The organism is Allobosea sp. 2KB_26 (assembly GCF_052115715.1).
In the GTDB taxonomy this organism is placed as follows: Bacteria; Pseudomonadota; Alphaproteobacteria; order Rhizobiales; family Beijerinckiaceae; genus Allobosea.
The window spans coordinates 377,619-391,761 of sequence record NZ_JBFRHE010000001.1 but is presented as its reverse complement, the minus strand read 5'-3'; the positions used below and the strand labels follow the sequence as shown (position 1 = coordinate 391,761).

The window sequence follows — 14,143 nt, the reverse complement described above, 5'->3', positions numbered from 1 at the left end:
CCGAGCATGACGGCGAGCGCCTGCTTGCCGCCTAACCGACCGGAGACCTGCCCATGCCTCTCGATCCCGTGCTTCGCGACCGCATCCTTGCCTCTGTGGAGGCCGGCTTTGCCGAACAGATCGCCTTCACGCAGGAGATGATCCGATTCGGCTCGCTGCGCGGGCAGGAACACGCGGTGCAGGATTTCGTCTTCCGGGCGCTGAAGGGGCGCGGTTTCACGATGGACCGCTTCGGAATGGATCGCGAGGCGATTGCGGCCCATCCCGGTGGTGCGCCGTTCTCCGATGAGCATTCGGATGCGCCGATCGTCGTCGGCATCCATCATCCGCGCGAGGAGAAGGGGCGCTCCCTGATCCTGCAGGCGCATGTCGATGTCGTGCCGACCGGGCCGGACACGTTTTGGACGCATCGGCCCTTCGACCCGGTGATCGCGGGGGATTGGCTCTATGGCCGTGGCGGCGCGGACATGAAGGCTGGTCATGCCGCCAACCTGTTCTGCCTCGACGCGCTCCGGCGCATCGGCCTGCAGCCGGCGGCCACGGTCTACGTGCAGTCGGTGGTCGAGGAGGAATCGACCGGTAACGGCGCGCTGATGACGCATCTGCGCGGCTACAAGGCCGATGCAGTGCTGATCCCCGAGCCGGAGGAGGAGATGCTCGTGCGCGCCAATACCGGTGTGCTCTGGTTCCAGATCGAGGTGCGCGGCGTGCCGATGCATGTGCGCGAGATGGGCGCGGGTGCGAACGCGATCGACGGGGCCTATCGCGTCATCGGGGCGCTGCGGAAGCTCGAGGAGGAACTCAACGCGGAGAAGGCCGGACGCGAGCATTTCGAGGACGTCGCCCATCCCATCAACCTGAATATCGGCAAGATCGAGGGCGGCGACTGGGCCTCCTCCGTGCCGTGCTGGTGCAGGATCGACTGCCGGATCGGACTCTATCCCGGTGTCAGCGCCGAGGAATTGGCGAAGCGGATCGAGGCCTGCGTGCTGACGCATGCGCGCGGCGATTCGTTCCTCGCCAACAATCCGCCGAGCGTGACCTTCAACGGCTTCTATTCGGAAGGCTATGTGCTCGAACCTGGCAGCGAGGCGGAGGCCGTGCTCGGACGGGCGCATCAGGGCGCGACCGGCAAACCACTGAAAAGCTTCATGACTGCGGGCTATCTCGATACCCGCGTCTATGCGCTCTACGACAAGATTCCGGCGCTGTGCTATGGCCCGATCTCGGAGAACATCCACGCGTTCGACGAGCGGGTCAGCCTCGCCTCGCTGAAGCGCATCACCGGATCCATGGCCCTGTTCGTGGCCGAATGGTGCGGCGTCGAGAGTGTCCCGGAGTGACGCCGCGCGGCGGGGGGGCGATAAACGTGCATCGGCTCCTGCGCGATTTGGCATGACGATGGCGCCGCCGGTTCGGCCATAGTCACGCCATGTCGCAAACCCCTGGCCGCTCGCTTCTGCTCGTTCCGCTGCTCGGCCTGCTCTGGGGCTTCAACTGGCCGGCTGTCCGTATCTCGCTGACAGAGATCGCGCCCTGGACGCTCCGGGCCGGCGGCATGAGCTTTGCGGGGCTGGCTCTGGTCGCCATCGGGCTCGCACGCGGGCAATTTCTGGCGGTGCCCAGAGGCCAATGGCTGAGGCTGGCGATTGCCGGCTTCCTTTCGATCGCCGCCTTCAACGTATTGCTTGCCTTCGCACAGCTCGCCGCGCCGACTTCGCGGGCGGCGATCCTGACCTTTACCATGCCGATCTGGGCGACATTGCTCGCACGGTTCGTCCTTGCCGAGCCCTTTGACCGAAGGCGCCTGCTCGGCCTCGGCCTCGGCGCGGCGGGATTGCTGTGCCTCGGCCTGCCATTGCTTGCCAGCGGCTCGTTCTCCATCGGCCTGCTTTACGCGCTGATGGCCAGCGTGAGCTGGGCCCTGGGCACGATCGTCACCAAGCGCTGGCCGGTTTCGGCTCCGGCACTGACCATCGCCGCCTGGCAGCTGCTGATCGGCGGCGCTGTCGCCGGCATCGGCATGCTGGTCTTCGAGGGCTTGCCCATTCCCAAGATGCCGGAGGCACGGACTTTCGCCGCGCTGACCTTCCATATCCTGGGAGCACAGGCGCTGGCCTATTTCCTGTGGTTCACGGTGATCGCGCGGCTGCCCGCGGGCATTGCCAGCCTTGGCACGCTGATGGTCCCGGCCGTCGGCGTGCTTGGTTCCGTGCTGCTGCTCGGCGAGCGACCGACGCCGAGCGACTGGCTCGGCCTCGTGCTGGTGGTCGCAGCATCCGGGACCATCATGCTGCCGCAGCGGCGCCGCGAGGCCAAAGCCCTATCGTAGCGGCCAGACCAGCATGATCAGCGGCACACCGAGCAGGATCACCAGCAGCGACAGCGGCGCGCCAAGCCGCGCGTAGTCGCCGAAGCGATACCCTCCCGGACCCATCACCAGGGTGTTGCACTGGTGGCCGATTGGCGTGAGGAAGTCGCAGGCCGCACCGATCGCAACCGCCATCAGGAAGGCATCGGGGCTATAACCCAGGCTCTTCGCAAAGCTCGCGCCGATCGGGGCCATGACCAGCACCGTCGCCGCGTTGTTCAGGAAGGGCGTCACCGCCATGGCAGAGACGAGGATCAGCGCAACCGCGCCCCAGCCGGGAAGGTGCATGCCGACACTCGCGAGCCAGCCGGCGAGCAGATCCGTGGTTCCGGTCGAGCGCAGGGTGTCGCTGACCGGGATCAGGGCCGCCAGCATGACGAGGATGGGCCATTCGATCGAATCATAGGCGTCGCGCGGCGAGATTGCCCGGAAGGTGACGAGCAGCGCGGCTGCCGCAAAGAACGCGACCGAAACCGGGACGAGGTTGAAGGCGATCGCGATCACGGTCGCAAGCAGGATCGCGCCGGTAACCCAGCCCCTGCGGGCACTGCCGAGCGTCAGCGCGCGTTCTGCGAGCGGCATCAGTCCCAGTTCGCGCATTCGCTCCGGCAGGATTGTCTCGTCGCCCTGGAGGACGACGACATCGCCTGTGCGCAGGGTGATGTTGCGCAGGCGTTCCCGGAAGCGCTCGCCGGATCGGCTCACTGCGAGCAGATTGACGCGATAGCGCTCGTGCAGCTCGATTTCGCCAACGGAGCGTCCCGTCAACAATGAGACGGGGCCGACGATCGCCTCGCTCACGGTGATCTGATCGAGCGCGCCCTTGCTATGGGTCGGACGCTGGTCCGCATCGAGTTGGAGGCCCCCCTGTGCCACGACGCGCTCGAGCGCCTTCGGCTCGCCGCGCAGCAGCAGGATGTCGCCGGGACGCAGGCTGGCATCGGGGAACGGGGCGGACAGCCGTGTCTTGGAGCGCAGGATGGCGACGACATCGACCTCGCCCTCGGCAAGGGCCTTGAGCTCGGAGATGGTCTTGCCGGCAAGCGCCGAGCGCTGGGGGACCTGAACTTCGGTGACATAGTCGGAGATGTCCAGCGCCTGTTCGAGCGAGGCCGCGCCTTGCCGGTCGCGCGGCAGCAGGCGGTAGCCCACGCATAGAAACAGGCAGCCGGCGAGCGCGAGGCCGAGGCCGACCGGCGCAAAGTCGAACATCTCGAAGGGGCGGCCGGTCAGTTCCTCGCGAACGCGGGCGACGATGATGTTCGGCGAGGTGCCGACCAGCGTGACGATGCCGCCGAGCAGCGAGGCGAAGGCCATCGGCATCAGGAAGATAGATGGCGATTTTCCGCCCTTCCGGGCGAGCTGGTAGGCGATCGGCAGCATCATCGCGAGCGCACCGATATTCTTGATGATCGCCGACATCACTGCGACCGAGAACACGAGCAGCGAGATCTGCATCTGTGTCGAGCGGACAAAGGGCGCGACATGGCTGAGCGCGCGCTCGATGATGCCGGAGCGCGCGACAGCCGCGCTGACGACGAGCGCGCTGCCGACAATGATGACGATATCGTCGGAAAAGCCCTTGAAGGCGTCCTTGGTCGGTACGAGGCCGAGAGCCAGCGCGGCCAGGAGCGCCAGCGCCGCGACGACATCATAGCGGAGGCGGCCCCAGACGAAGAGCGCCATCATCATGGTGATGACGGCGACGGAGAGCGATTGATCGAGAGTCATGCAAACCCTGGAGGCCGCGCCAGAGCCGGCGCCTTGTTCAACCTCCACATCAGCGGATCGTTCCGCAAGCCTGCAAGCCGATGTTCAGTCCTTCAGCGAGGTGCGCCGGTTCGCCTCTTCCGGGCGTTGGGTCCAGGTGTCGACGGACATCGTGGGCAGGTCGAAATAGTCGCGTGTCGTAGCATAGCCATGACCGCCCATGCGGCCGATGGCGTCAAGTCCGACCGGGTCGACATGGAGGCGTTCATCGACGATGTCGGCCCGAAAATGGGCGTAGACGACTTCGCCCAGGATGATCTCGCGCGAGTTGCCGATGCCGAGCGTGGTGTGATGACGGCATTCGAAGGCAGCGGGTGCCTGGCCGATCCAGGGGCAGGGCACCTTGACGCCGGGCAGGGCGTCGAGCCCCGCTTCGCGCAATTCGTCGATTCCCGGCGCGAAGGGCACCGCGCAGACATTCATGCCGGCAATGAGTGCGTCAGAGACGATGTTAACGGTGAAGGCGAGGGTATCGCGGACATTGCGACCGGTGTCCTTCTGGCCGCCGGTTGGGCGATACTCGACGCCGAGCGCCAGGATCGCGGGATCGGCCGAAAGGCAGTTGAAGAAGCTGAACGGCGCGGCGTTGACGACGCCCTGCGCATCGACCGTCGTCACCAGCGCGATCGGGCGTGGTACGACCGCGCCGATCAGGAGCTTGTAGCGCTCGCGCGGCGTGAGATCCGCGAAATCGAAGGTGACGATCGAGGGCTGGGTGTCGGACTTGGGCTGGACGCGCGGCTGAGCGGTCATGGGGGAGTCAGTCCTTCGCTCAATGCGTAGGGGGCGAGCAGGTCGCGGATGTCGCGCTCCGCCCGGGGAGTGAGCAGGGCGCGCGTGACCACGGCCTGCAGATGATGATCCATCAGCTCGGCGGCCTGCTTCGCATCGCCGCGCTTCAGCGCCTCGATCAGCTGCCGGTGCTCGGAGACGGCGCATTCCGACGAGTGCGGACGGCCGTAGATCGCCAGAACCAGCGAACAGCGCGAGCTCAGCTCCTGAATATAGCGCAGCAGCAGGACGTTGCCCGTCATCTCGGCGAGCCGGATGTGGAAATCGCCGGAGAGCCGGATCGATTCCGGCCCGTCCTGGCCATGTGCGGCTTCCTCCTGCCGGACATGGTGCTCAAGTTCGGTGATCTGTGCCGGGGTGAGCCGGCCGGCGAGGGTCTCGGCGACCAGCCGTTCCAGGCTGCGGCGGACGTCGAAGACGTCACGGGCTTCTTCCAGGGTGGGATAGGCGACCGAGGCGCCGCGATTGGGCTTGAGCTCGACCAGGCCCTCGACGGCGAGCCGCCCGAAGGCCTCGCGCACCAGCGTACGGCTGACGCCGAGCTGTTCGCCGATCGAGTCTTCGGGAAGCTTCATGCCAGGCCGCAGGGCCTGCTCGATGATCGCGCGTCGCAGCGCCTTGTACACGGATTGCGCGCGCAATCCATGAGGGCGGGGTTCCGTCGGCATGGTGCGTCTCCGCTCTGGCTCGGCCGTCTCAGCCTCACTCCATGTCACGGGATTCCGCTCCACTCCAGTTTCCCCCTTGTCTGCGATAATCGTATACAATACGATATCTCTATCGTATGCAATATTGATTGTTGATTGCGCACGAGATGCTGCACAAAGTGCCAGGGTGGCGCGGGATTGGGCATTCACGAGGGGCACCGAGCCTGACCGAGCGCCAAAGATGCGCCGCAGGTTCATCGAGAGGAGAGATCGATGAAGAAGCACTGGTTGTTGGCGGCTGTCGCGGCTCTGGCGCTGAACGGCGCAGCTGAGGCGAAGACCCTGAAATGGGGCGCGTCGCGCGAGATCGCCTCGCTCGACCCCTATTCCTACGGCGAGACGTTCACGCTCTCCGTGCTCAATCATGTCTATGAGGGGCTGGTGCGCTACACCGGCGATCTCAAGATCGAGCCGGCCCTGGCGGAATCATGGGAGACGGTCTCCCCCACGGTCTGGCGCTTCAAGCTGCGTCAGGGTGTGAAGTTCCACAATGGCAACCCCTTCACCGCCGACGACGTGATCGCCTCGCTCGACCGCGTCACGCATGACACCTCGCCGCTCAAGGGCAATCTGCCGGCCTACAAGAGCGCCAAGAAGATCGATGACTATACCGTCGAGATCGAGGTCAACGGCCCGTACCCGCTGCTGCTGAACGACCTCACGAACATCTTCATCTTCGACAAGGAGTGGATGGAGGCGAACAACACCTCGCTCCCGACCGATTCCGGCAAGGGCATCAAGGGCTACGCAACCGATAACACCAACGGTACCGGCCCGTTCAAGGTCGAGAGCCGCCGCGCCGACGCCAAGACGATCTTCGTTAAGAACCCGACCTGGTGGGACAAGCCGCAGCACAATATCGACGTCATCGAGTTCACGCCGATCACCTCGGCCTCGACCCGTGTCGCCGCGCTGCTCTCCGGCGAGATCGACTTCACCAATGTCGCGCCCTTGCAGGATCTGCCGCGGCTCGCGGCTTCGCCCGACGTCAAGGTCCTGCAGACCAACGAACTGCGCTCGGTCTTCTTCGCCCTCAATCTGAAGGATGCGCTGTTCGAGAGCGATGTGAAGGACAAGAACCCCTTCAAGGATATCCGGGTCCGTGAGGCGCTCTATCGTGCGATCGACATCGATGCCGTCCAGAAGCGGGCCATGCGCGGCCTCTCGCGCAATACCGGCGCGCTGGTCGCTCCGGCGATCCCAGGCTACGAGCCGTCCCAGGATGTGCGCCTGCCCTTCGATCTCGAGGGGGCCAAGAAGCTGCTGGCGGCCGCCGGTTATCCCAACGGCTTCTCCTTCCAGTTCAATTGTCAGGCCGACAGCCTGGTCAACGAGGAGGAGTTCTGCCAGGCGGTCGCTTCGATGTGGTCGCGCGCCGGCCTGAAGCCCAATCTCAGCCTCGCCCCGCGCAGCCAGCAGACACCGAAACGCGTCAAGGGCGATTTCGACGTGATCTCCTTCGGCTGGGCCAATGAGCCGATGATCGACGCCTACTCGCTGCTGGTGCAGGTGCTGCGCTCGAAGAGCGGCACGGGCGGCGTGTTCAACTGGGGCAACTGGGGCGATCCGCGCATCGATGCGCTGATCGACAAGGCCGGCGTCGAACTCGACAACAGCAAGCGCATCCCGATGATGATGGAGGCGCTCAAGATCGCCAAGGCCGAGCATCTCTTCATCCCCCTGCATCAGCAGCCGATGGCCTGGGCGATGCGCAATACGGTGGCCTCGACCGTGCAGGCCTCCGACAACAAGCCGCGCCTGTGGCTGACCATGCTGAAGTGAGCTGAACCGCATCGACCGACCGGGAGCGTTCAGGCGCTCCCGGTCCATTGTGACCGGAGGGGACGATGCCGGCTTTCCTGCTGAAACGACTGCTGAACGCGGCTGGCGTGATGCTCGCCGTCGCCTTCCTCGCGTTCCTGATCTTCCGCTTCGTCGGCGACCCCGTCGAGCTGATGCTGAACGAGCAGGCGAGCCAGGCGCAGCGTGACGAGTTGCGCGTGCGGCTCGGTCTCGACCGGGGCTTCGTCCTGCAATTTGCGACCTTTGTCGGCAACGCGGCGCGCGGCGATTTCGGCATCTCCTATCGCAATCAGCAGGATGTCTTCACCCTGATCACGGAGCGCTTCCCGGCCACTTTCGAACTGGTGCTGGTGGCGACCTTCCTGTCGCTCGCAGTCGGGATTCCGCTCGGCGTCTACACGGCGATCAGACGTGACAGCCTGCTCGCCAAGTCGCTGCAATTCGTCTCTGTGCTCGGCGTCTCCCTGCCAAGCTTTGCGCTCGGCATCCTGTTCATCCTGCTCTTCTCGGTGACGCTGCAATGGCTGCCGGCCTTCGGCCGCGGCGAGGTGGTGCAGATTGGCTGGTGGAGCACAGGTTTCCTGACGCCGTCCGGCCGGCGGGCGCTGATCCTGCCGGGCATCACGCTCTCGCTCTTCCAGATCACGCTGGTGATGCGGCTGGTGCGGGCCGAGATGCTGGAGACGATGCGCACCGACTTCATCCGCTTCGCCCGGGCGCGGGGCCTGCCGGCTCGCGCTGTGAATTTCCGCCATGCGCTGCGCAACTGCCTGATGCCGGTGATCACGGTGACGGGTCTGCAGATCGGCAACCTGATCGCCTTCGCGCTGGTGACCGAAACCGTCTTCCAATGGCCGGGCATGGGCATGCTCTTCGTCCAGGCCGTGACCTTCGTCGATATCCCGGTGATGGCGGCCTATCTGATCGTCGTCTCCTTCATCTTCGTGTCACTGAACGCGCTGGTCGACCTGCTCTACGCCTATGTCGATCCGAGGCTGCGCGAAGATGCGATTTCGGGAGCCGCCAATGCCCGTTGATGCCACTGCCAAGCCCGGCCGCCTGCGCCGCTTCCTCGACAGCGATATCGGCTGGAGCTTCTGCCGCACTCCCGCGGCCTGGCTTTCGACGATGGTGCTGGTGCTGCTGATCGTGACCGCGTTTCTCGCGCCCCTGATCGCGCCGCAGAACCCGCATGATCTCGCTCAGGTCTTCATCGACAAGGCCGAGATCCCGCCGATCTGGCAGGCCGGCGGGGAGTGGCCGTTCCTGCTCGGCACGGACCCGCAGGGACGCGATGTCCTGTCCGCCATTCTGTATGGCACGCGCGTCTCGCTGTTGATCGGCATCGCAGCGGTGATCGTCTCGATGGGGCTCGGCGTCTCGGTGGGGCTGGTCTCGGGCTTCTATGGCGGACGCATCGACAATCTCCTGATGCGGCTCGGCGACACGGTTCTCTCGATCCCGACGCTGCTGATGGCGATCCTGGTCAGTGCAATCTTCCGCGAATTGCTGCCGCCCGGCCTGCGCGAACCTTTCGCTGCGGTGGTGCTGGTCGTCTCGATCTCGCTGACCAACTGGGTGCAGTACGCGCGCACCGTGCGCGCCTCCACCATGGTCGAACGGCGCAAGGAATACGTGCTCGCCGCGCGGATCATCAAAGTCGCGCCGGCGCGCATCATGCGCCGCCACATCCTGCCGAATACGTTGACGCCGGTGATGGTCGCCGCGACGCTCAATCTCGGTCTGGCCATCCTGTCGGAAGCGACCCTGTCCTTCCTGGGCGTCGGGATGCCGATCACCCAGCCTTCGCTCGGCACGCTGATCCGTATCGGCAACCAGTACCTGTTCTCCGGCTCCTGGTGGCTGGTCGTCTTCCCGTCGCTGCAGCTCGGGCTGATCGTGCTTTCGGTCAACCTGCTCGGCGACTGGCTGCGCGATGCGCTGAATCCGAAACTCCCCTGACAAGAAACTGACGAGGAAACGATGGCTACCGATCTCCTGCTGCGCAATGTCCGCCCGCTTGGCGGCGAAGCGACCGATATCCTGATCGAGAAGGGGCGGATTGTCCGCCTCGGGACCGGGCTTGCCGCGCCGGCCGGCGTCGCGGTCGAGGATGGCCGCAACGAGATCCTGCTGCCGGGCCTGGTCGAGGCTCACACCCATCTCGACAAGAGCCTCTGGGGCCTGCCCTGGTACAAGAACGAGGTTGGCCCGAGGCTTCTCGACAAGATCGACAATGAGCGCCTGAACAAGCGTCGGCTCGGCATCGATCCCTATCAGCAATCGGCCCGCCAGAGCATCCAGTCCTCGCTGATGGGCTCGACCCATATCCGCAGCCATATCGACATCGATACCGACCACGGCATGTGGGGCGTCGAGGGCGTGATGAAGATGCGTGACGATTATCGCGACATCATCGACGTCGAGATCGTCGCCTTCCCGCAGTCGGGCATGCTGCGCCGGCCGGGCACGCTGGAGCTGATGGACGAGGCGATGAAGCTCGGCGCGGAAGTGGTCGGCGGCCTCGACCCCTGCACGATCGACCGTGATCCCAAGGGGCATCTCGATGCCGTGTTTGCGCTCTGCCAGCGCTATGGCAAGCCTCTCGACATCCACCTGCACGAGCCGGGTGAGGTCGGCGCCTTCTCGATGGACATGATCATCGAGCGTACACGGGCGCTCGGCATGAAGGGCAAGGTCACGATCAGCCATGCGTTCTGCCTCGGCACGCCGGACCCGGCCCTCATCGATCCGCTGATCGCCCAGCTCGCCGAGCTCGACATCGCCATCGTGACGACGGCGCCGGCGAGCCGACCGGCCCCTCCGGTGAAGCGGCTGATCGAGGCCGGCATCCGGGTCTGCTCCGGCTCCGACGGCATCCGCGACACCTGGGGGCCGTACGGCAATGCCGACATGCTGGAGCGCGCCATGTTCGTCGGCCTGCGCAACAACTTCCGGCGCGACGATGAACTCCGGATCGCGCTGGATGTCTGCACCAGCGAGGGGGCCAAGGTGATGGAACTCGACGGTTACGGGCTGAGTCAGGGCTGCCGGGCCGATCTCGTGCTCGTGCCCGGCGAGACGCTGGCCCAGGCGATCGTGACCCGCTCGCCGAAGCGTCGGGTCGTCAAGGGCGGCAAGGTCGTCGCGCGCGACGGCGTCTCGATCAAGAGCGCACCCTGATGCTGCAAGCCGCGCCGCACCCCAAGGGCAGGGTCCTGCTGACCGCGCGCTGGCTCGTCGGCCACCGCGACGGTCGGCACCGGCTCATCGAGAATGGCGAGATCGTCTTCGAGAATGGCGAGGTGGTCTTCATCGGCCACCGCTTCCCCGGCGAGGTCACGCGCCGGATCGACTACGGCAATGCGCTGATCGGACCCGGCTTCGTCGATCTCGACGCTCTGTCCGATCTCGACACCACCATCCTCGCCTATGACAACCAACCGGCCTGGAAGAAGGGGCGCGTCTGGCCGCGTTCCTATATCGAGGCCGGCCCGGTCGAGATGTATTCGCGCGAGGAGCTGGCCTTCCAGAAGCATCACGCCTTCGCGACGTTGATCCGCAACGGCATCACCACGGCGCTGCCGATCGCCTCGCTGTTCTACCGGCAATGGGGCGAGACGCCGGAAGAGTTCTCCGACGCGGCCGAGGCCGCGGCGAAACTCGGCTTGCGCGCCTATCTCGGCCCGGCCTACCGCACCGGGAACCAGGTCGTCGAGGTCGATGGCAGGATCACGACGGCTTATGACGAGCCGCGCGGCCTTGCCGAGCTTGCTGCGGCAATCGCCTTTTGCGAGCGCTTCGAAGGCGCTGCCGGTGGACTCATCCGCACCATGCTCGCGCCGGACCGGATCGAGACCTCGACGGCCGAACTGCTCTGGCGCACGGCCGAAGCCGGCCGCGCACTCGGCGTGCCGGTGCGCCTGCATTGCTGCCAGTCGAAGATCGAATACGATCTCGTGCTGGCGCAGCACGGCATGAGCCCGCCGGAATGGTTGGAGAAGCTCGGCTTTCTGACCGAGCGGACGCTGTTGCCTCACGGGACCTATGTCTCCGGCAGCAAGCTCATCTCCCGGCCTGGCCGCGATCTCGAGATCATCCGCGATGCGGGCTCGACCATCGTGCACTGTCCTCTGGTTTCCGGACGCCACGGCAATGCCATCGATCACTTCGGGCGCTATCGCGAGATGGGCCTGAATCTCGGCCTCGGCACCGATACCAGCCCGCCGGACATGATCATGAACATGCAGATCGGCATGATCCTCGCCCGCACCATGGCGGGCAGCTCGGCCGGCGTACGCAGCGAGGACTATTACGACGCGGCGACCATTGGCGGTGCCGATGCGCTTGGCCGCCCGGATCTCGGCAGGCTCCAGCCCGGCGCGCGGGCCGATATTGCGGTCTTCGATCTCGACCGGCCACATCTCGGCCAGGTCATCGATCCGATCCAGACCATGCTGCTCGCCGGACACGGCCGCGACTTCGCGACGGTGATCATCGACGGCCGCTTCGTCATGGAGGACCGCGAGATCCCGGGCGTCGACGAAGCTGCGGACAAGCGGCGCGCGCAGAAACAGTTCGAAGGCGTGATGGCTCAGTACCCGCGCCGGACACATGGCCACCCGCCGGCTTCCGAGATCTTCTCGTCAAGCTACCCGGTCGAACGTGGGGAGGAGAGAACATGACCGCCATGGCCGTGCCCCAGTCGCTGCTCTCGGTGCGGGACCTCAAGGTCGTCTTCGACGGCCGGCATGGCCCGCTGACGGCGCTCGACGGCGTTTCGCTCGAGATCGCGCCAGGCGAGATCCTTGGCGTTGTCGGCGAGTCGGGGGCGGGCAAATCCCTGACCGGCACGGCGGTGATCGGCCTGCTCGATCCGCCCGGCCGGGTTGCAGGGGGCAGTATTCATCTCAACGGCCGGCGTATCGACAATCTTCCAGCCGAGGCGATGCGCCTGGTGCGGGGCAAGGAGATCGGCGCGATCTTCCAGGATCCGCTGACCTCGCTCCATCCACTGCTCCGGGTCGGGGATCAGATCGTCGAGACGATCCTGGCGCATCTGCCGGTCAGCCGCGGCGAGGCGCGGGCACGGGCGCTCCACCTTCTCAAGGAAGTCGGCATTCCCGCTGCCGAAACACGGATCGACCATTATCCGCATCAGTTCTCGGGCGGCATGCGCCAGCGTGTGGTGATCGCGCTGGCTCTCTGCGCCGAACCCAAGCTGATCATCGCGGACGAGCCGACGACGGCGCTCGACGTTTCGATTCAGGCGCAGATCATGAGCCTGCTCAAGCGGCTCTGCCGCGAGCATGGCACAGCGATCATGCTGGTGACACACGACATGGGCGTGATCGCCGAGACCGCAGACAGGGTCGCGGTGATGTATGCCGGACGGGTTGTCGAGGTCGGCCCCGTGAAGGAGGTGACACGCCACCCGAGCCATCCCTACACGGCCGGGCTGATGGCCTCGATTCCGAGCGTGCATGAGCGCCTTCGCCATCTCAACCAGATCGACGGCGCGATGCCGCGACTGAACGCTATTCCGAAGGGCTGCGCCTTCAACCCGCGGTGCGGTTCTTGCCGCGACCGCTGCCGCGACGAGCGGCCTTCGCTGGGCGCGGGACTCCATATCGCCGCCTGCCACTTCCCCTTGCGCGAGCTGGTTCATGGCTGAAACCGAAACCATTCTCGAGGTGAAGGCGGCGTCCTGCCGCTTCGACGTCTCGACGCCCTGGCTGTCCCGTCTGGCCTCGCATGAGCCACGCCGTGTGTTGCGGGCGGTCGAGGATGTCTCGTTCACGGTCCAGCGTGGCACCACCTTCAGCATCGTCGGCGAGTCCGGCTGCGGAAAATCGACGCTGGCACGGATGATCGTCGGGCTGCAGCGCCCGACCGAGGGCAGCTTGCGCTTTGCCGATATCCGCCGCCTCGATGGCAGCTTCGGTCCGCCACGCGTGCAGATGATTTTCCAGGATCCCTATGCCAGCCTGAATCCGCGCTGGCGCGTCGGCGACATCATTGCCGAACCGATCCGCGAGCTGAAGCTGCGTCGCGATGACGCCGAGGTGGCGGAACGCGTCGGCGATCTGCTCGAGATCGTCGGTCTGTCTCGCGCCGACGCCCGGCGCTTCCCGCATGAATTCTCCGGCGGCCAACGGCAGCGTATCTCGATCGCCCGTGCACTGGCGACCGAGGCCGACTTCCTGGTTTGCGACGAGCCGACCTCGGCACTCGACGTCTCCGTGCAGGCACAGATCCTCAATCTCATGGTGAGGCTGCAGGCCGAGTTCGGCCTGACCTATCTCTTCATCAGCCATAATCTCTCGGTGGTTCGGCACATGTCCGACCATCTGGCGATCATGTATCTCGGCCGCTTCGTCGAGGCCGGCCCCGCCGATGAGGTCTTCAACCTGCCGCGCCATCCCTATACGCGGCTGCTGCTCGACACGATCCCCGATGTCGAGAAACCCAACCGGGAGCGCAAGCCGATGTCCGGCGAGGTGCCGAGCCCGATTGCACCGCCGAGCGGCTGCGCGTTTCACCCGCGCTGTGCCAGTGCCGTCGAGCGCTGTTCGCAGCAACGCCCCCCGCTGCGCGATTTCGGCGATGTCCGCCTCGCCTGCGACAGGGCGTGAACGTTGCGCTGAGGGAAGGTTAACGGCCGAATTGGCCGTTAACGCGCGATTTACCGCGTTTTGCC

12 protein-coding genes are annotated in these 14,143 nt (G+C 65.7%); 9 read left to right on the top strand and 3 right to left on the bottom strand.

Annotated elements, in window-relative coordinates; translation table 11 throughout:
- Positions 1-53 precede the first annotated feature (53 nt).
- Together AB4099_RS01930 and AB4099_RS01925 are read left to right on the top strand one after the other, a co-directional pair.
- Positions 54-1,343, top strand: coding sequence for an ArgE/DapE family deacylase (locus AB4099_RS01930; protein ID WP_441476838.1), 1,290 nt, complete (start codon positions 54-56; stop codon positions 1,341-1,343).
- Between the two features lie 89 nt (positions 1,344-1,432).
- Positions 1,433-2,332 carry a DMT family transporter gene (locus AB4099_RS01925; RefSeq protein WP_441476837.1) on the top strand — a complete coding sequence of 300 codons (900 nt, stop codon included), beginning with the start codon at positions 1,433-1,435 and terminating at the stop codon, positions 2,330-2,332.
- Here the strand turns inward: AB4099_RS01925 and AB4099_RS01920 are convergent.
- From AB4099_RS01920 to AB4099_RS01910, 3 genes are all read right to left on the bottom strand, one after another.
- Positions 2,324-4,102, bottom strand: coding sequence for an SLC13 family permease (locus AB4099_RS01920; protein WP_441476836.1), 1,779 nt, complete (start codon positions 4,100-4,102; stop codon positions 2,324-2,326). The genes AB4099_RS01925 and AB4099_RS01920 overlap by 9 nt on opposite strands.
- 84 nt (positions 4,103-4,186) lie before the next feature.
- A complete protein-coding gene (locus AB4099_RS01915) occupies positions 4,187-4,894 on the bottom strand; it encodes a flavin reductase family protein (protein WP_441476835.1) in 708 nt (235 codons plus the stop codon).
- Positions 4,891-5,601 (bottom strand): GntR family transcriptional regulator, encoded by a 711-nt coding sequence (locus AB4099_RS01910; RefSeq protein ID WP_052513480.1) that lies wholly within the window; start codon positions 5,599-5,601, stop codon positions 4,891-4,893. Before AB4099_RS01910 ends, AB4099_RS01915 begins: the two co-directional genes overlap by 4 nt.
- Before the next feature lie 252 nt (positions 5,602-5,853).
- Between AB4099_RS01910 and AB4099_RS01905 the strand changes: the two genes are divergently transcribed.
- From AB4099_RS01905 to AB4099_RS01875, 7 genes are all read left to right on the top strand, one after another.
- Positions 5,854-7,422, top strand: a complete 1,569-nt coding sequence (locus AB4099_RS01905; protein WP_441476834.1) for an ABC transporter substrate-binding protein — start codon at positions 5,854-5,856, stop codon at positions 7,420-7,422.
- A 65-nt stretch (positions 7,423-7,487) separates the two neighbouring features.
- Entirely contained in the window at positions 7,488-8,480 is a 993-nt protein-coding gene (locus AB4099_RS01900; RefSeq protein ID WP_069879765.1) for an ABC transporter permease, read from the top strand.
- On the top strand, positions 8,470-9,405 hold the full coding sequence (locus AB4099_RS01895) for an ABC transporter permease (RefSeq protein WP_441476833.1): 936 nt from the start codon (positions 8,470-8,472) through the stop codon (positions 9,403-9,405). The genes AB4099_RS01900 and AB4099_RS01895 overlap by 11 nt, the downstream gene beginning before the upstream one ends.
- Positions 9,406-9,426: 21 nt before the next feature.
- Positions 9,427-10,626, top strand: coding sequence for an amidohydrolase family protein (locus AB4099_RS01890; protein ID WP_441476832.1), 1,200 nt, complete (start codon positions 9,427-9,429; stop codon positions 10,624-10,626).
- On the top strand, positions 10,626-12,128 hold the full coding sequence (locus AB4099_RS01885; RefSeq protein ID WP_441476831.1) for an amidohydrolase family protein: 1,503 nt from the start codon (positions 10,626-10,628) through the stop codon (positions 12,126-12,128). The genes AB4099_RS01890 and AB4099_RS01885 overlap by 1 nt, the downstream gene beginning before the upstream one ends.
- Positions 12,125-13,117: an ABC transporter ATP-binding protein gene (locus AB4099_RS01880; protein ID WP_441476830.1), complete on the top strand. Its 993-nt coding sequence runs from the start codon at positions 12,125-12,127 to the stop codon at positions 13,115-13,117. The genes AB4099_RS01885 and AB4099_RS01880 overlap by 4 nt, the downstream gene beginning before the upstream one ends.
- Entirely contained in the window at positions 13,110-14,078 is a 969-nt protein-coding gene (locus AB4099_RS01875; RefSeq protein ID WP_441476829.1) for an ABC transporter ATP-binding protein, read from the top strand. The genes AB4099_RS01880 and AB4099_RS01875 overlap by 8 nt, the downstream gene beginning before the upstream one ends.
- The last annotated feature ends 65 nt before the right edge of the window (positions 14,079-14,143 follow it).